Annotated in this window: 17 protein-coding genes and 4 tRNA genes; 5 read left to right on the top strand and 16 right to left on the bottom strand. The window is 58.4% G+C overall.

The features are described 5' to 3' along the window. Positions 1 to 10: 10 nt before the first annotated feature. Positions 11 to 184, top strand: a complete 174-nt coding sequence (locus J7E41_RS03490; RefSeq protein WP_214990150.1) for a DUF3094 family protein — start codon at positions 11 to 13, stop codon at positions 182 to 184. 60 nt (positions 185 to 244) lie between these two features. Further along, on the top strand, positions 245 to 1543 hold the full coding sequence (locus J7E41_RS03495) for an NAD(P)/FAD-dependent oxidoreductase (protein ID WP_214990152.1): 1299 nt from the start codon (positions 245 to 247) through the stop codon (positions 1541 to 1543). A 129-nt stretch (positions 1544 to 1672) separates the two neighbouring features. Here J7E41_RS03495 and J7E41_RS03500 read toward each other — a convergent pair. The 7 genes from J7E41_RS03500 to rluD all read right to left on the bottom strand — a co-directional run bounded on the left by J7E41_RS03500 (position 1673) and on the right by rluD (position 6790). Next, a tRNA-Pro gene (locus tag J7E41_RS03500) sits at positions 1673 to 1749 on the bottom strand. Between the two features lie 94 nt (positions 1750 to 1843). Then, positions 1844 to 1919: transfer RNA gene (locus J7E41_RS03505), tRNA-Lys, on the bottom strand. Positions 1920 to 1924: 5 nt separating this feature from the next. After that, a tRNA-Pro gene (locus tag J7E41_RS03510) sits at positions 1925 to 2001 on the bottom strand. 9 nt (positions 2002 to 2010) lie between these two features. Next, positions 2011 to 2086, bottom strand: a tRNA-Asn gene (locus J7E41_RS03515). 300 nt (positions 2087 to 2386) lie between these two features. Beyond that, entirely contained in the window at positions 2387 to 4951 is a 2565-nt protein-coding gene (gene clpB, locus J7E41_RS03520) for an ATP-dependent chaperone ClpB (RefSeq protein WP_214990153.1), read from the bottom strand. A gap of 154 nt (positions 4952 to 5105) precedes the next feature. After that, the gene (pgeF, locus tag J7E41_RS03525; RefSeq protein WP_214990155.1) at positions 5106 to 5831 is read right to left on the bottom strand and encodes a peptidoglycan editing factor PgeF; all 726 of its coding nucleotides are present in this window, start codon (positions 5829 to 5831) and stop codon (positions 5106 to 5108) included. Next, entirely contained in the window at positions 5828 to 6790 is a 963-nt protein-coding gene (gene rluD / locus J7E41_RS03530) for a 23S rRNA pseudouridine(1911/1915/1917) synthase RluD (RefSeq protein ID WP_155584738.1), read from the bottom strand. The genes pgeF and rluD overlap by 4 nt, the downstream gene beginning before the upstream one ends. A 149-nt stretch (positions 6791 to 6939) precedes the next feature. Between rluD and J7E41_RS03535 the strand changes: the two genes are divergently transcribed. Beyond that, positions 6940 to 7965: an outer membrane protein assembly factor BamD gene (locus J7E41_RS03535; RefSeq protein ID WP_214990157.1), complete on the top strand. Its 1026-nt coding sequence runs from the start codon at positions 6940 to 6942 to the stop codon at positions 7963 to 7965. 129 nt (positions 7966 to 8094) lie between these two features. Further along, positions 8095 to 8331, top strand: coding sequence for a PP0621 family protein (locus J7E41_RS03540; RefSeq protein ID WP_214990159.1), 237 nt, complete (start codon positions 8095 to 8097; stop codon positions 8329 to 8331). 6 nt (positions 8332 to 8337) lie between these two features. Here the strand turns inward: J7E41_RS03540 and thiO are convergent, their stop codons facing one another. The 5 genes from thiO to pilV all read right to left on the bottom strand — a co-directional run bounded on the left by thiO (position 8338) and on the right by pilV (position 11651). Then, a complete protein-coding gene (gene thiO, locus J7E41_RS03545) occupies positions 8338 to 9441 on the bottom strand; it encodes a glycine oxidase ThiO (RefSeq protein WP_214990161.1) in 1104 nt (367 codons plus the stop codon). Between the two features lie 62 nt (positions 9442 to 9503). Beyond that, the gene (locus J7E41_RS03550; protein ID WP_214990163.1) at positions 9504 to 9905 is read right to left on the bottom strand and encodes a type IV pilin protein; all 402 of its coding nucleotides are present in this window, start codon (positions 9903 to 9905) and stop codon (positions 9504 to 9506) included. A 12-nt stretch (positions 9906 to 9917) separates the two neighbouring features. Next, on the bottom strand, positions 9918 to 10457 hold the full coding sequence (locus J7E41_RS03555) for a pilus assembly PilX family protein (RefSeq protein WP_251029315.1): 540 nt from the start codon (positions 10455 to 10457) through the stop codon (positions 9918 to 9920). A gap of 4 nt (positions 10458 to 10461) precedes the next feature. Continuing rightward, positions 10462 to 11169, bottom strand: coding sequence for a PilW family protein (locus tag J7E41_RS03560; RefSeq protein WP_214990168.1), 708 nt, complete (start codon positions 11167 to 11169; stop codon positions 10462 to 10464). Continuing rightward, positions 11166 to 11651 (bottom strand): type IV pilus modification protein PilV, encoded by a 486-nt coding sequence (gene pilV / locus J7E41_RS03565; protein ID WP_214990170.1) that lies wholly within the window; start codon positions 11649 to 11651, stop codon positions 11166 to 11168. The genes J7E41_RS03560 and pilV overlap by 4 nt, the downstream gene beginning before the upstream one ends. Before the next feature lie 236 nt (positions 11652 to 11887). Between pilV and J7E41_RS03570 the strand changes: the two genes are divergently transcribed. After that, positions 11888 to 12469: a GspH/FimT family pseudopilin gene (locus tag J7E41_RS03570; protein ID WP_214990172.1), complete on the top strand. Its 582-nt coding sequence runs from the start codon at positions 11888 to 11890 to the stop codon at positions 12467 to 12469. On the opposite strand, the gene ispH is transcribed toward J7E41_RS03570, so the two are convergent. From ispH to ileS, 4 genes are all read right to left on the bottom strand, one after another. Continuing rightward, positions 12423 to 13370, bottom strand: coding sequence for a 4-hydroxy-3-methylbut-2-enyl diphosphate reductase (gene ispH, locus J7E41_RS03575; protein ID WP_155584746.1), 948 nt, complete (start codon positions 13368 to 13370; stop codon positions 12423 to 12425). The two genes, J7E41_RS03570 and ispH, sit on opposite strands and share 47 nt — an antisense overlap. A gap of 135 nt (positions 13371 to 13505) precedes the next feature. Then, on the bottom strand, positions 13506 to 13943 hold the full coding sequence (gene fkpB, locus J7E41_RS03580; protein WP_172831370.1) for an FKBP-type peptidyl-prolyl cis-trans isomerase: 438 nt from the start codon (positions 13941 to 13943) through the stop codon (positions 13506 to 13508). 7 nt (positions 13944 to 13950) lie between these two features. Next, positions 13951 to 14463 carry a signal peptidase II gene (gene lspA / locus J7E41_RS03585; RefSeq protein WP_169356443.1) on the bottom strand — a complete coding sequence of 171 codons (513 nt, stop codon included), beginning with the start codon at positions 14461 to 14463 and terminating at the stop codon, positions 13951 to 13953. Further along, on the bottom strand, positions 14456 to 17287 hold the full coding sequence (gene ileS, locus J7E41_RS03590) for an isoleucine--tRNA ligase (protein WP_214990173.1): 2832 nt from the start codon (positions 17285 to 17287) through the stop codon (positions 14456 to 14458). Before ileS ends, lspA begins: the two co-directional genes overlap by 8 nt. Positions 17288 to 17289 lie beyond the last annotated feature (2 nt).

The following is a 17289-nucleotide window of genomic DNA, read 5'->3' on the forward strand; positions in this document are numbered from 1 at the left end:
CGAGGCCTTTATGACCAGCCGCCTGAACCCCGACGACCAAAAGCATGTCGAAGAGTACCTGCAACTGTCCCAGAACCAAGTTGAGCGCAAGCCTTTCCGGCCATGGCTGCTCCTTGGTGTGGTACTGGTGGCCGTGATCGGAATGGGCCTGCTGAGCCGACTTTTGAGTTACCTGACGCTATGAGCTGCCTAGCGCTCGCTCGGGTAATTGCACCGATTTCTTTTAGCCTTGCGAGATATCCCCATGACCCATCGTATTATTATCGTCGGCGGCGGCGCCGGCGGCCTGGAGTTGGCTACCCGCCTGGGTAAGACTCTGGGCAAGCGCGGCACCGCCAGCATCACGCTGGTGGACGCCAATCTGACCCATATCTGGAAACCACTGCTTCACGAAGTCGCCGCCGGTTCGCTGAACTCTTCGGAAGACGAACTCAATTATGTTGCCCAGGCAAAATGGAACCACTTCGAGTTCCAGCTGGGGCGCATGAGCGGACTCGACCGTGAACAGAAGAAGATCCAGCTGGCCGCGACCCTCGACGAACAGGGCCTGGAACTGGTCCCTGCCCGCGAATTGGCCTATGACACTCTGGTTATCGCTGTCGGCAGCACCACCAACGACTTCGGTACCCAAGGTGCGGCAGAACACTGCCTGTTCCTCGACACCCGCAAACAGGCCGAGCGCTTCCACCAGCAGTTACTCAACCACTACCTGCGTGCCCACGCAGGGCAGACCGATGTGGTGGAGCAGATCAGCGTTGCCATCGTCGGCGCCGGGGCAACCGGCGTTGAGCTGGCAGCCGAGCTGCACAACGCTGCCCACGAACTGGCGGCGTATGGCCTGGACCGGATCAAGCCGGAAAACATGCACATCACCCTGATCGAAGCCGGCCCACGGGTATTGCCTGCCTTGCCGGAGCGCATTGGCGCCCCGGTGCATAAAACCCTGGAGAAACTTGGCGTCACGGTGCTGACCAACGCAAGCGTCAGTGAAGTGACCGCTGACAACCTGATCACCAGCAGCGGCCAGGTGATTGCTGCCAGCCTCAAGGTCTGGGCCGCCGGCATTCGTGCACCAGGCTTCCTCAAGGATATCGATGGGCTGGAAACCAACCGCATCAATCAACTGCAGGTGCTGCCAACCCTGCAAACCACCCGCGATGAAAATATTTTCGCCTTTGGTGACTGCGCGGCCTGTCCACAGGCAGGTACCGATCGCAACGTACCGCCACGGGCGCAAGCTGCTCACCAACAGGCTTCGTTACTGGCCAAATCGCTGAAGCTGCGGATTGAAGGCAAGACTCTGCCGACCTACAAGTACACCGACTATGGTTCGCTGATTTCACTGTCGCGTTTTTCGGCTGTGGGTAACTTGATGGGCAACCTGACAGGCAGCGTGATGCTGGAGGGTTGGCTGGCGCGGATGTTCTATGTGTCGCTGTATCGCATGCACCAGATGGCGCTGTATGGCTTCTTCCGCACAATGATGTTGATGCTGGGGAGCAAGATCGGGCGCGGGACTGAGCCGAGGCTCAAATTGCACTGACAACGGGTCCGGATGGGACTTGATTCATGTGGGAGCTGGCTTGCCGGCTCCCACAGTTGTTTGTGGAAGGCTCAAGATTCTTTCAGGCAAAAAAAATCCCCGTATCTTTCAATACGAGGATTTTTAATATGGTCGGGGTAAGGGGATTCGAACTCCTGACATCCTGCTCCCAAAGCAGGCGCGCTACCGGACTGCGCTATACCCCGGTAAAAAAAAGGCGACCTTTCAGTCGCCTTCTACGATCAGTGCTTTTGGCCTCTGATCTTAAGATTCGATTCCAGCGCTGGCTGGTTTCAAAAATGGTGGGTCGTGTGGGATTCGAACCTACGACCAATTGGTTAAAAGCCAACTGCTCTACCAACTGAGCTAACGACCCAAATATGGTCGGGGTAAGGGGATTCGAACTCCTGACATCCTGCTCCCAAAGCAGGCGCGCTACCGGACTGCGCTATACCCCGGTTTGAAATTGGCTCCGTGACCAGGACTCGAACCTGGGACCCAATGATTAACAGTCATTTGCTCTACCGACTGAGCTATCACGGAACTACATATTTCAAATGTACAACTTTACTGCTTGTTACCCTCTCTTCAACCCGTCCGTATCGCTACGTTCGCGTCTCTGAGGCGCGCTATTCTACAATCTTAAAAACCCCTGTCAACCCTTTAAATTGCTTTTAAGACAATGATTTGCGCTTCTTTCTGATTTCTTCTTGGGGAGAAGAAACCCGTGGGCTGACGTTGCTGCGGGGCGCACTTTACAAGCCTTTGCCTTACAGTTCAACGCCCTATCGAAAAAAAAGCCCCGCAATGCGGGGCCTCCTCTTATAACGGTACAGAGTGGACTCAATGGAAGACGATTTCGTCGTTCTCCACGGTCGCCGTGACACTGGTGCCTGGCATAAAGCTGCCGGACAAAATCAACTGCGCCAACGGGTTTTCGATCCAGCGCTGGATTGCACGCTTCAACGGCCGTGCGCCATATACCGGGTCGTAACCCACGGCAATCAGCTTGTCCAAGGCTTCACTGCTCAGTTCCAGCGACAGCTCGCGCTCGGCCAGACGGCTGCGCAGACGGCCCAACTGGATCTCGGTGATGCCCGCGATCTGATCCCGCGCCAGCGGCTCGAAGATCACCACTTCATCCACCCGGTTGATGAACTCCGGCCGGAAGTGGCTGGTCAACGCATCCATCACCGCTGCACGCTGGGCCTCACGATCCCCTACCAGTTCCTGGATCTGCGAGGAGCCCAGGTTGGAGGTCATCACGATCACCGTGTTGCGAAAATCCACGGTACGCCCGTGGCTGTCCGTCAAACGACCATCTTCCAACACTTGCAGCAACACGTTGAACACATCCGGGTGGGCCTTCTCGACCTCATCCAAAAGGATCACTGAGTAAGGCTTGCGCCGCACAGCCTCGGTCAGGTAACCACCCTCTTCGTAGCCCACGTAGCCTGGTGGTGCCCCGATCAAGCGAGCCACGGAGTGTTTCTCCATGAACTCGGACATATCAATTCGCACCATGGCTTCTTCAGTATCAAAGAGGAACTCGGCCAACGCCTTGCACAACTCGGTTTTACCGACGCCAGTCGGGCCGAGGAACATGAACGAGCCGCTCGGACGGTTCGGATCGGACAAACCGGCCCGGGAACGCCGTACCGCGTTGGACACGGCAACCACCGCCTCTTCCTGACCGATGACACGCTGGTGCAACAGGCTTTCCATTTTCAGCAGCTTGTCACGCTCGCCTTCGAGCATTTTCGACACAGGAATACCGGTCCACTTCGACACGACTTCGGCAATTTCTTCCTCAGTCACTTTACTGCGCAGCAACTGGTTCTCGCTTTTGCCATGTTGATCGACCATTTGCAGGCTACGCTCCAGGTCCGGGATCACCCCGTACTGCAACTCGGCCATGCGGTTCAGGTCACCCTTACGGCGAGCCGTTTCCAGTTCCTGACGGGACTGCTCGATCTTTTGCTGGATCTGCGCCGAGCCCTGCACTTCAGCTTTTTCCGAGGTCCAGATCTCTTCGAGGTCCGAATACTCACGCTCCAGGCGAACAATTTCTTCCTGAAGTTTTTCCAGGCGCTTGATTGCCGCCTCGTCCTTTTCTTTCTTCAGAGCCTGGGACTCGACTTTCAGTTGAATCAGGCGTCGCTCCAGACGATCCAGAACTTCCGGCTTGGAGTCGATCTCCATACGAATGCGGCTGGCCGCTTCGTCGATCAAGTCGATAGCCTTGTCCGGCAGTTGACGGTCGGTGATGTAGCGATGGCTCAATTTGGCCGCCGCAATGATCGCGCCATCTGTGATCGCCACCTTATGGTGGACCTCATAGCGCTCTTTCAGGCCACGCAGGATCGCAATGGTGTCTTCTTCGCCCGGCTCTTCCACCAGCACTTTCTGGAAACGACGCTCAAGAGCCGCATCTTTCTCGATGTACTGACGATATTCGTTGAGCGTGGTGGCGCCAACGCAGTGCAACTCACCCCGTGCCAAGGCCGGCTTGAGCATGTTGCCCGCATCCATGGAGCCTTCGCCTTTACCGGCGCCGACCATGGTGTGCAGCTCGTCGATAAACAGGATGATCTGCCCTTCCTGCTTCGACAGCTCATTAAGCAGGGATTTGAGGCGCTCTTCGAACTCACCACGGAACTTGGCGCCGGCAATCAGCGACCCCATGTCCAGGGACAACAGACGCTTGCCCTTGAGACCATCCGGCACTTCACCATTGATGATGCGCTGGGCCAGACCTTCAGCAATCGCAGTTTTACCCACGCCAGGCTCACCGATCAGCACCGGGTTGTTCTTGGTGCGACGTTGCAGCACCTGGATGGTGCGGCGAATTTCGTCATCACGGCCGATCACCGGGTCCAGCTTGCCTTCTTCGGCACGCTTGGTCAGGTCGACGGTGTATTTATCCAGGGCCTGGCGGGACTCCTCATGGTTGGGGTCGTTCACCGCTTCGCCGCCACGCAGGTTATTGATGGCATTTTCCAGGGCTTTCTTGCTCACGCCCTGGCCGAGCAATAATTTGCCAAGCTTGCTGTTGTCGTCCATCGCGGCGAGCAACACCAGTTCGCTGGAGATGAACTGGTCGCCCTTCTGCTGGGCAAGGCGGTCTGCCTGATTAAGCAGGCGCGCCAAGTCCTGGGACATGTTCACGTCACCCGTAGGGTTCTGGATTTTCGGCAGCTGGTCGAGCTCTTTGCTCAGTTCCTTGCGCAGGCTGTTGATATCAAAGCCCACCTGCATCAGCAAAGGCTTGATGGACCCGCCTTGCTGCTCCAGCAACGCCTGCATCAAGTGCGCAGGCTCGATGGCCGGATGGTCGAGACCAACCGCCAGAGATTGAGCATCCGATAATGCCAACTGTAATTTGCTGGTTAAACGATCAATACGCATTAGTCACCTTCCTTTTGAGCAGGCCGGAGCTATGTATGAGCGAGCTTGCTCGCGAGTAACACATCTTGAATGAAGAAGCCTGCCAGATACCCGTATAGATGTGGTCGATTCTGGAAGATTCAAGCGGTCAACGATTGATGCAGGTCAGGAGAGTCTAGCGTTCGAGCCAGATAAGGGAAGCAAACCGACCCGTGCGCGGGTTGCGGCGGTAAGAATAGAAGCGGGGATCGGTCACGGTGCAAAAACCGCCACCGTATACGGCGGTGACACCGCGAGCAGCCAGACGCAGGCGTGCCAACTGATAGATATCGGCCATGAACTTGCCCGGATTTTGACTGGGAACAAACGCTTCAGCCGCTACCGAATGTTGCTGCATAAAGGCTTCACGCACTTCAGGGCCGACTTCAAAGGCTTGCGGACCGATGGCCGGCCCCAGCCAGACAAGTACGTCGGCCGGCGCAACATCCAGACTTTCGAAGGCCGCTTCCAGCACTCCTGCTGCCAAACCACGCCAACCGGCATGGGCTGCGGCAACGCGAGTACCGTCCCGATTGCAAAACAAGGCAGGCAAACAGTCAGCCGTCATCGCCGTGCAGGCAATGCCGGGGGTACTGGTCCAACTGCCATCGGCCTCGGCAATCCGGCCTGGATCAGCCTCGACCACAACCACACCATGAACTTGGCGCAGCCAGGCCGGCTGAATATTGAAGGCATCAGTGAGCCGTCGGCGATTTTCACTGACCGCTTCACCGCTGTCTTCGACATGATCGCCCAGGTTGAGGCTGTCGAACGGCGCCAAACTGACGCCGCCCGCACGCGTGGTGACGCAGGCTTTCACCCCGGCCGGCACGGGCCAGTCAGGAATCAGCCAGTCACTCATCCGATAAATGCCTCGCGATCCTGCTTGAGCAGCGACAACAACCAGACAAAATCGTCTGGAAGTGGCGATTCCCAGCTCATCCGCTTACCGCTCGTCGGATGATCCAGCTCCAGGAAGCGTGCATGCAGTGCCTGGCGCGGGAAGGTTTTCAGTGATTCAACCATCGTTACACTGGCCGCCGGCGGAATACGGAAGCGGCCGCCGTAGGCCGGATCTCCGACCAACGGGAAGTTGATGTGTGCCATGTGTACCCGAATCTGGTGAGTACGACCGGTTTCCAGCTTGACCCGCACGTGGGTGTGGGACCGGAAACGCTCCAGCACACGGTAGTGGCTGACGGCCTGCTTGCCGCCCTCCATAACCGCCATGCGCTGGCGCTGTTGGCCGTGGCGACCGATGGGGGCATTGATCTTGCCACCCGCCACTACCACGCCGATCACGATGCACTCATAGATACGGCTGACGCTGCGGCTCTGCAACTGTGTGACCAGTTGCGTCTGCGCCTGAATGGTCTTGGCCACCACCATCAAGCCGGTGGTGTCCTTGTCCAGACGGTGCACGATGCCGCAGCGCGGGACATTGATGATGTCCGGCACATGGTGCAGCAAGGCATTGAGCAAGGTGCCGTCAGCGTGCCCTGCGGCCGGGTGAACCACCAGTCCTGCGGGTTTGTTGATCACCAGGATGTCGTCGTCTTCATAGACGATGTCCAGTTCAATGTCCTGGGCGATCCATTCTCCTTGGGCTTCCTGCTCGGCAGTCAGCTCAAGAATCGCACCGCCATGGACTATGTCTCGCGGGCGGATAACCGCTCCATCCACAGTCAGGCGGCCGTCTTTGATCCAGGCGGAAAGGCGCGAGCGCGAGTGCTCAGCGAATAATTGTGCGGCGACTTGATCGAGGCGTTGGCCGCCCAATTCGGACGGCACCTCTGCGCGAAGTTCAATTTTATCGGACATGCTCAGACTAGGCGTGGCACAGCCTTTGGTTTCGGCTGCGCGCTTGTGGTTAAATACGGCGTCTTTTGCCCCGAGGCTTTCAACGGGGCGCTCATCATAACAGGACGGCCCCGCCCAAGACAGCGGCCGTCATAGGGACGCAAGCCGCCATGCAAGTGAAACACCTGCTGCTGATCGCCATCCTCGCCATGACTGCTGCTTGCTCGTCAACAAAGGAAGTCGTCGACGAAAACCTGAGCGAAGTCGAGCTGTACCAACAAGCTCAGACCGACTTGGACAACCACAGCTACACCAGCGCCACAGCGAAGCTGAAGGCACTGGAGTCGCGGTATCCGTTCGGCCGTTATGCCGACCAGGCCCAGCTCGAACTGATCTACGCCAACTACAAGAACGCCGAGCCGGAAGCTGCCAAATCCGCCGCCGAGCGCTTTATCCGTCTGCACCCGCAGCACCCGAACGTGGATTACGCCTATTACCTCAAGGGCCTGACCTCGTTTGACCAGGACGTGGGCCTGCTGGCGCGCTTCCTGCCGCTGGACATGACCAAGCGTGACCCGGGCGCTGCCCGCGACTCCTACAACGAGTTCGCCCAGCTGACCAGCCGCTACCCCAACAGCCGCTACGCCCCGGACGCCAAGCAGCGCATGATTTACCTGCGCAACCTGCTGGCCTCCTACGAAATCCACGTGGCTCACTACTACCTGACCCGTCAGGCCTATGTAGCAGCCGCCAACCGTGGTCGCTACGTGGTGGAGAACTTCCAGGAAACCCCATCGGTAGGTGATGGTCTGGCCGTGATGACTGAGGCTTACCAGCGCCTGCACCTGGACGCCCTCGCCGCCACCAGCCTGGAGACCCTGAAGCTTAACTATCCGGACCACCCAAGCCTGAAAGACGGCCAGTTCGTGCCAACCGTCGCCGAGGCGGACAACCGGTCGTGGCTGAGCAAGTACACCCTGGGCCTGATCGAATCCCGTCCACCGCTGCCGCCGGGCGAAACCCGCGCCAACCAGGACGTGATCAAGCAGTATCAGGATGCCAAGGACGCCATTCCTTCGGACCTCAAGCCTCATGACGAGAACGGTGACGTGATCGAAGAGCAGGCTCCCGAAGCCTTGGGCAACAACGAAGATCGCTCGTGGTTCAGCTACATGACCTTCGGTGTTTTTGACTGATAGGTTGATGCAGCACAAAAAAGGAGCCCTATCTATGGGGCTCCTTTTTTATTGCACACCTTTATTCCGCTGTGCGCCTGTCACGTCCTTGGCTAAACTGCCCAATTCCTTGTCGAGAAGCTGCCCACCATGGTCCGTTTACTGTTCTGGATTGCCCTGATTGCCGCCGCCGTATGGCTCTGGCGTAAATTCAAGCGTCCTGTGGCGACGCAACAACGGCCCAGCGAACAAGGTGCAACTCCCATGGTTCGCTGTGCCCACTGTGGCGTGCATTTGCCACAGGAGCGCGCCCTGAACTCACGCCAGGAGTGGTACTGCACACAGGCGCACCTCGAGCAGGGGCCGACGCCTATCGAGCGTCAGTAGCCGCCGCTAGATCCGTCCTGCCGGTGCATAAGGCGCCGGATCAATGATCGGCTCATGCTCCAGCAACAAATCGGCAAACAACTGACAGGATGCCGGGGCTAGAACCAAGCCATTGCGGTAATGCCCACAGTTGAGCCACAACCCTTCAAACCCGGGCACTTTACCGATATACGGTATACCTTCAGGCGACCCGGGTCGCAGCCCTGCCCAGTGCCCCACCACCTGCGCATCAGCCAGAGCCGGAATCAGCTCCACCGCCGAGGCTTTCAGGCTTTCCAGTGCCGACTCGGTAGGCGTCTTGTCAAAACCCTCATGCTCCAAGGTACTTCCAATCAGAATGTGCCCGTCTCGCCGGGGAATCGCATAGCGGCCTTTGGCCAAGACCATGCTCGACAAAAAGTCCGAAGCACATTTGTACAAGATCATCTGACCCTTGACCGGCTCCACGGGCAGCACCAAACCCAGGCTGCCTAGCAACTCGCCACTCCAGGCACCGGCGGCGAGCACCACATGATCACCACGAACCGGGCCAAGTGCGGTATTTACGCCGATAACCTTTCCACCCTCCTGAACAAATCCTGCTACGGCACACTGCTCGTGGATCGTCACACCGGGCAATGCCAGCAAAGCTGCCTTGAGAGACTTGACCAAGCGCGGATTGCGCACATTGGCCACATCAGCCATATAGATGGCCTGGGAAAAACCGGAGCCCAATACGGGAACCACGTCATAGGCCGCAGAAACATCCACCTTGCTCAATGGGCGGCCTTCGCGGGCAGCCCAGGCGAGTGCTTCGGTTTCATCATCCAGGTCCAGCCAAAACAAACCGGTGATATGAACCTCGGGGTCGACCCCAGTAGCGGCGAATAACCGCTCGCCCAACTGCGGGTAGAAATCCTGGGACCAGTGGGCCAGCGCGGTAACCGCAGGGCTGTAGCGCCATGGATAGAGCGGCGAAACAATGCCACCGCCGGCCCAGGAAGACTCTTGCCCCACCGCTGAACGGTCCAGCAGCACTACCGCCAGCCCTTGGGCTGCCAGATTGAATGCCGTCAACAGACCGATCACCCCACCGCCGACAATCACTACTTGCTGTTGCTGATTAGCCATCTTTCGATCCAGCCGATAAAAAGAAAAGAACGCACCTGGCGCCCAATCGCTCACGATCCTCATCAGCGCCCCCAGCAGGTCTTGCCCCACATCTCGGGGGCGGCTGTCGGATTGCTCCCAACGCCGCTGCTGGTCAGGCTGAAGTCACCACACAGATCGCTCATCATCACTGAGCCGATAATGGGCGTAGCGACCAGATTGAAATCCTGAGGGTTCAGTGCCACCGCAATTCTATAGCGATCATTGCCCGCACTGACGCCGCTTGCATCAATAAAGGTGCCGTTCCTCGCGTAATAACGCTCGAGGTACTGAGCTTGCTCCGTCAGCAGCCCAACTATTTCTGCGCGATAGACCCTTTTCATATGGCCGGTGTATCCGGGATACGCAATACCGGCCAGAGTGGCAACGATCGTCACTGCGATCAATAACTCGATCAGGGTAAAGCCTTTGCTGCCTCTGCTCATTACGTCGCTCGCTTACAGAAGTTGTCGCCACATGACTCGTCGGAAGCGGACACCCTGCTCCCCGCCCAGCGTCACCCGTGCATACACCGTCTCCAGGACTGTCCGTGAGTGGCCACTGATACCCACTGCGGTCACCCGGTACAACGTCGCCGGGGTTTCGGGTGGCAGATGAGCCAATCCAACTCCCCGCCCCAGGTTTTGAATGCCATAGACACCCCCTTTCATGGCTACCCAAGTGATCGCGGATGCAGGATCAGTCCCTGGTCCCGTTACCTGAACAGACTCATTCGGGGGGCTGCACATCGCAGCTGTCCGGCAAGGGAGCAACCCAAATCCCGGAGCCTGCACCGCAGACTCGCCCAACCTCAGGCCACTTTCGGCACTTTGAAATGACTGGTTGCGCAACCTGACACTGCCAGTGATCTTTTCCTGGGAGATTGCTCCCTGCATCGAAGACAACCCTATGAGCGCCAATAGCAGCAGGAACACCAAACTGATTGGCAGCACCATACCGGCCTGCCGCGAATGAAGTCGAAATGGATATCGGGGCATAGAGCTACTCCAGACGATTACGTAACGCCGCTACGACGCTGTACGTCTGGTCCCTCACCCGTCCCCCGGGATCCTGGAGCGTCAGGAGGATGCGTACACTACGTATCAAAGCTTCGTCAGTGGGGCTAGCGTCATACCGAGTCACAATGCTTGACCCCGCGGTCCCAGCCATTCCGAAACTGAGGTCGAATGCCTGCACGTTGTCCACCAGGACCGCCTTGGCCGGGGCTGCTGGTGTGCTCAGCCGTAACTGGCCTCCTTCAAAGATGTATGTCAACTTGCGAACAGGGAAGCGGGTATGTCCAGCAGCAGGCTCCGGAGCAGCTCCGGCATAAGCCTGGGCAACGCTGATGCAATCGGAGAGCACCGTCCAGTCGGCTTTACTGCCACTGTTTCCAGCGTCCGCAGTGACCAGCGTCAGAGTCGTTGAACTCCCGGTGACGCTCCAGCCAACAGGCCGTGAAAAATCAGCCGGAGCATTGACGATGGAGGCAGTGGACAGGCAACCAAACATGCCCGCCAGGCGGACCTCCTGAATAATCTTACCCAGAATAAACCGCGCATCGTCCTGCAATAGCGCGGACGCATTCTGGCTGGCATATGTACTGCGAGCACTGATAGATATCTGGACCAGCCCTATAACCAACACCAACCCAAGGGTCAGCGCCAACAGCATCTCGACCATACCGAAACCGCGATCATGGCGACTCATTGCAACGCCGTCGGATCGACCGCAACGCGACTGGTCAGCGTGAACGTTTCTCGGGCACCGCTGGTATTCGTCCCCCGGGAGTCGTCCCAGCTGATGCTGACGGTTACCTCTCGCTGATTGATAGAGACCGAACCTTTGGCGTTTTCACCAGCAAAGCCGAGGATATTGGCTTCAAAATCATGCAGGTCCAAGTCACGAACACTGGCCATCGAGGTATTGGCAGGAGCACTTTCCAGCTGCCCCCATGAATAGTCGGCCCCCGAATTGGCGCGAATCCGGTCGAGCATGTCATAGGCGATAAAGCTGGCCTGACTGGTCATCCTTGAGCTGTCGGTGTACTTCAAGGCCTTGAGTTGGATCAGCGCCGCACCTAGTAAACCAACCGCGAGGATCAGCACCGAAACGAGGACCTCGATCAAGGTCATACCGACTTGCGATGCCGGGGAGGGTTGGGCGTAAGACGTAATTGGGCAGGCGTGCATACCATCGTCATCCGTGTCGAAGGGTGTCAAAAAGCAGGGAGGAATCTCCTCTGCGACCCAAGACTAGCGCCTGTCCTGAAGCTGCGCTGCACCTCGGAACAAAGCGAAATACTTTGGACAGGAAGGCCACCATTCATCACTTCGAAGCCGGCGCTATAACTATGTCTACCAACTGGCCGCCTGAATTTCGATGAAAAAGGCCAGCCACGATAAGTACGTCCACGGAGGGACGACACATGAAACAGTATGGTTTTACGCTGATCGAACTACTGTTCGGCCTGATCCTGAGCAGTATCCTTGCTCAACTGGCCGTGCCCAGTTTCAAGGGACTGCTTGAGTCACAGCGCCGTCAGAGCGCCGCCGAGTACTTGGTTGGTGGACTGCGCTACGCCCGCACTGAAGCTATCGCGCGCAACCGTCCGGTCATCATCCATGCGTTGGACGATGACTGGAGCCTGGGATGGAGGGTCATACTTGACCTGAGCGGCCGCGGTCATCTGGACAACAACAATCCAGTGCTGCTGGAGCGACAGGACAGCGGACAGATACCGATCGTGGGCAATACACCCGTCAGAACCCAGATACGCTTCAGCGGACTGGGCGAACCGTTGCTGTCAGCAGGAGGTTTTCGGGCTGGCACCGTGCACGTTTGCGCAACAGACCAACAACTGAGCTTGCACCAAGTGGTGCTCGCGCCCACCGGGCGCATCAGCCTGCGCAGTGACAAGACCGAACAGGCGCTATGCCGGAGTTACACCGGCACGCTGGGACTTAGAGTAGCGAGCGAACCCGCAGCTCCTTGGGCATGGAGAAAGTGATGTTTTCTTCACGCCCGGCCAGCTCATCTGCACCGGTGGCGCCCCAGGCTTGCAGTTGCTGAATCACGCCTCGCACCAGAACTTCCGGGGCCGAAGCGCCGGCGGTGATGCCGATGCGCTCGACGCCATCGAACCAGCTGCGTTGCAAGTCTTCAGCACCATCGATCAGGTAGGCCGGGGTAGCCATGCGCTCGGCCAACTCGCGCAGACGGTTGGAGTTGGAGCTGTTAGGACTGCCGACCACCAGCACCACATCGCATTCATCGGCCAATTGCTTGACGGCGTCCTGGCGGTTTTGCGTGGCATAGCAGATATCGTCCTTGCGTGGCCCGCCAATCGCCGGGAAGCGTGTGCGCAAGGCATCGATGACACGACTGGTATCGTCCATGGACAAGGTGGTCTGAGTGACGAAGGCCAGCTTCTCCGGGTTGTGCACCTGAAGCGCGGCCACATCTTTTTCGTCTTCCACCAGATAGATCGCACCGCCATTACTGGCATCGTACTGACCCATGGTGCCTTCAACTTCCGGATGACCGGCGTGGCCGATCAGAATGCACTCACGACCGTCACGGCTGTAGCGTGCGACTTCGATGTGAACCTTGGTCACCAGCGGGCAGGTGGCGTCGAACACTTTCAAGCCACGGCCAGCCGCTTCGGTACGCACAGCCTGGGAAACACCGTGGGCGCTGAAGATGACAATGACGTCATCCGGCACTTGGTCCAGCTCTTCGACGAAAATAGCGCCGCGCGCCCGCAAGTCTTCAACCACGAATTTGTTGTGGACCACTTCATGGCGCACATAAATCGGCGGCCCGAAGACTTCCAGGGCGCGGTTGACGATTTCGATCGCCCGGTCCACACCGGCGCAGAAGCCACGGGGGTTGGCGAGTTTGATTTGCATGCTGTGCCTCGTGTCTTTGTGGGAGCTGGCTTGCCTGCGATGCAGGCGACTCGGTATATCAGCTACTCCGAGGCGATGCTATCGCAGCGGTGCGACGATTCGACAAGCCAGAGCCCACATAAGCCGGTTCGTCAGTTAGATAGCTTTAACGTCGATGATTTCAACATCAAAGGTCAAGGTTTTCCCGGCCAACGGGTGGTTGAAGTCGATGGTCACTTGCGCGTCATCAAAGGCTTTGACCACACCCGGCAGCTCGGTATTCGCCGCATCGTTGAAGATCACCAGCAGGCCTTCCGACAACTCCATGTCCTGGAACTGCGAACGCGGGATGATCTGTACGTTTTGCGGGTTTGGTTGACCAAAAGCGTTTTCCGGCAGGATCTGCAGGTTGCGCTTGTCGCCAGCCTTGAAACCGAACAGTGCCGCTTCGAAACCCGGCAGCAGGTTGCCATCGCCGACCTTGAAGGTCGCTGGGGCCTTGTCGAAGGTGCTGTCGACCGTATCGCCGTTCTCCAGGCGCAGTGCGAAATGCAAGGTGACTTCCGTGTTCTGGCCGATGCGTTGCTCAGCCAATACCTGTTCAGTCATGAACGGTCTCTCCGGTTTTCTTACTTTTGAACATATCCAACGCCAGCATGATTGCACCGACGGTGATGGCGCTGTCAGCAAAATTGAACGCCGGGAAATACCAGCGGTTCTGCCAATGCACCAGAATGAAGTCGATCACATGGCCCAGAGCAATGCGGTCGTACAGATTGCCCAGCGCGCCACCAAGCACCAGAGCCAGCGCAACCGCCAGCCAGGTGTCATTGCGGCCAAGACGCTTGAGCCAAACCACCAGCACCGCACTGACCACTACCGCAATCAGGGCAAACAGCCAGCGCTGCCAGCCGGAGCTGTCAGCCAGGAAGCTGAAGGCAGCGCCGGTATTGTAAGCCAGGGTCCAGCTGAAGTAGTCAGGAATGACCACGATCTGCTGATACATCGACAACGAGCCCTCGAAGTGAGCCTTGCTGAGCTGGTCAATGACCAGCACCAGCACGCTCAGTACGAGCCAGCCCAGACGTCCGAAACGACCGGCTGCGTTAGGCATAATGACGAACCTCGCCAGCGCCGCTGATGTTGTCGACACAACGACCGCAAATTTCCGGATGCTCCGGGTTCACACCGACGTCTTCACGGCAGTGCCAGCAACGGGCGCACTTGGCGAAGGCCGACTTGACCACTTTGAGCTTCAGGCCCGGCACTTCGGTAGCCACCGCATCGGCCGGGGCCTGGACGAATGGCGCCAGGCTGGCAGTCGAAGTGATCAAGACGAAGCGCAGCTCATTGCTCAGCTTGGCCAGGTCGGCGGTCAGACCTTCCTCGGCAAACAACGTGACTTCGGCCTGCAGGTTGCCACCGACGGCCTTGGCCGCACGCTGGTTCTCCAGCTCCTTGTTCACGGCAACCTTGACAGCCATCACGCCTTCCCAGTACTCACGGCCCAGTTCGAAGTCAGCCGGCAGTTCGGTCAGGCCTTCGTACCAGGTGTTGAGCATGACGGACTCGTTACGCTCGCCCGGCAGGTATTCCCACAGTTCATCGGCGGTGAAAGCCAGGATCGGAGCGATCCAGCGCACCAGCGCTTCGGAGATGTGGTACAGCGCGGTCTGCGCCGAACGGCGTGCCTTGCTGTTGGCGCCGGTGGTGTACTGGCGGTCCTTGATGATGTCGAGGTAGAAACCACCCAGCTCCTGCACGCAGAAGTTGTGGATCTTCGAGTAGACATTCCAGAAGCGGTATTCGCCGTAGTGCTCTTGCAGCTCGCGCTGCAGCAACAAGGTACGATCCACGGCCCAACGGTCCAGGGCAAGCATGTCCTCGGCCGGCAGGATATCGGTGGCCGGGTTGAAGCCGGTCAGGTTCGACAGCATGAAACGTGCGGTATTACGGATACGGCGGTAAGCGTCAGCGCTACGTTGCAGGATCTGCTCGGATACGGCCATCTCGCCCGAGTAATCGGTGGAGGCGACCCACAGGCGCATGATGTCGGCGCCGAGCGTGTCGTTGACCTTTTGCGGAGCGATCACGTTACCCAGGGACTTGGACATCTTGCGGCCGTTTTCGTCGACGGTGAAACCGTGGGTCAGCAGTTCGCGGTACGGTGCGTGATCGTCAATGGCACAACCGGTCAGCAAGGACGAGTGGAACCAGCCACGGTGTTGATCCGAACCTTCCAGGTACAGGTCGGCGCGAGGACCGGTTTCGTGGCCCATCAGGTGCGAACCGCGCAGTACGTGCCAATGGGTGGTACCCGAATCGAACCAGACGTCGAGCGTGTCGCTGATCTTGTCGTACAGCGGCGCTTCGTCGCCGAGCAGCTCGGCAGCGTCCAGTTTGAACCAGGCTTCGATGCCTTCCTGTTCAACACGCTGGGCCACAACTTCCATCAGTTCGACGGTGCGTGGGTGCAGTTCGCCGCTTTCCTTGTTCAGGAAGAACGGGATCGGCACGCCCCAGTTGCGCTGGCGAGAAATGCACCAGTCCGGACGGTTGGCGATCATCGAGTGCAGGCGCGCCTGGCCCCAGGCCGGGACAAACTGGGTATCTTCGATGGCCTTGAGCGCGCGTTTGCGCAGGGTCTCGCCGCTGGTCGGCTCTTTGTCCATGCCAATAAACCACTGCGCGGTGGCGCGGTAGATCAGCGGGGTCTTGTGGCGCCAGCAGTGCATGTAGCTGTGGCTGATGGTTTCGGTGTGCAGCAGCGCGCCGACTTCCGACAATTTGTCGATGATCGCCGGGTTCGCCTTGAAGATGAACTGGCCACCAAAGAACTCCAGCGATGGCACATACACGCCATTGCTTTGCACCGGATTGAGGATGTCATCGTTGACCATGCCATAAGCCTTGCAGGTCACGAAGTCGTCCACGCCATAAGCAGGCGAGGAGTGAACCACACCGGTGCCCGCACCCAGTTCGACGTAATCCGCCAAGTACACCGGCGACAAACGGTCATAGAACGGATGGCGGAAGTTGATCAGCTCCAGGGCCGAGCCCGTGGTGGTCGCAATCACCGAGCCTTGCAGGTTGTAGCGGCTCAGGCACGACTCGACCATCTCTTCGGCCAGCACCAGCAGCTTGTCACCGACGTCCACCAGGGCATAGGTGAATTCCGGATGCACGTTCAGCGCCTGGTTGGCCGGGATGGTCCACGGGGTGGTGGTCCAGATCACGATGGAGGCTGGCTTGGCCAGGCTCGCCAGGCCGAAGGCGCTCGCCAGCTTGGCTTCATCGGCAATCGGGAAGGCAACATCAATGGTCGAGGACTTCTTGTCTTCGTACTCGACTTCCGCTTCAGCCAGGGCCGAGCCGCAGTCGAAGCACCAGTTCACGGGCTTCAAGCCCTTGAACACGAAGCCACCCTTGACGATTTCGGCCAAGGCACGGATTTCACCGGCCTCGTTCTTGAAGTCCATGGTCTTGTACGGGTTGGCCCAGTCACCCAACACACCCAAGCGGATGAATTCGGACTTCTGCCCTTCGATCTGCTCGGTGGCGTAGGCACGGCACAGTTCGCGGGTTTTATCCGCACCCAGGTTCTTGCCGTAGGTCACTTCGACTTTGTGTTCGATCGGCAGGCCGTGGCAGTCCCAACCAGGGACATAAGGCGCGTCGAAACCCGAAAGGGTTTTCGAGCGGATGATCATGTCCTTGAGAATCTTGTTCAGTGCATGACCGATGTGAATCGTGCCGTTGGCATAAGGAGGGCCGTCGTGCAGGACGAATTTCGGACGATCCTTGCCAATCTCGCGCAACTTTCCGTACAGGCCAATACTGTCCCAGCGCTGCAGAATCTGCGGTTCGCGCTGTGGCAGGCCGGCCTTCATTGGGAAGGCGGTGTCCGGAAGGTTTAGCGTGGCTTTATAGTCGGTCATTT

The organism is Pseudomonas fluorescens, assembly GCF_018614655.1.
Classification (GTDB): Bacteria; Pseudomonadota; Gammaproteobacteria; order Pseudomonadales; family Pseudomonadaceae; genus Aquipseudomonas; species Aquipseudomonas fluorescens_BX.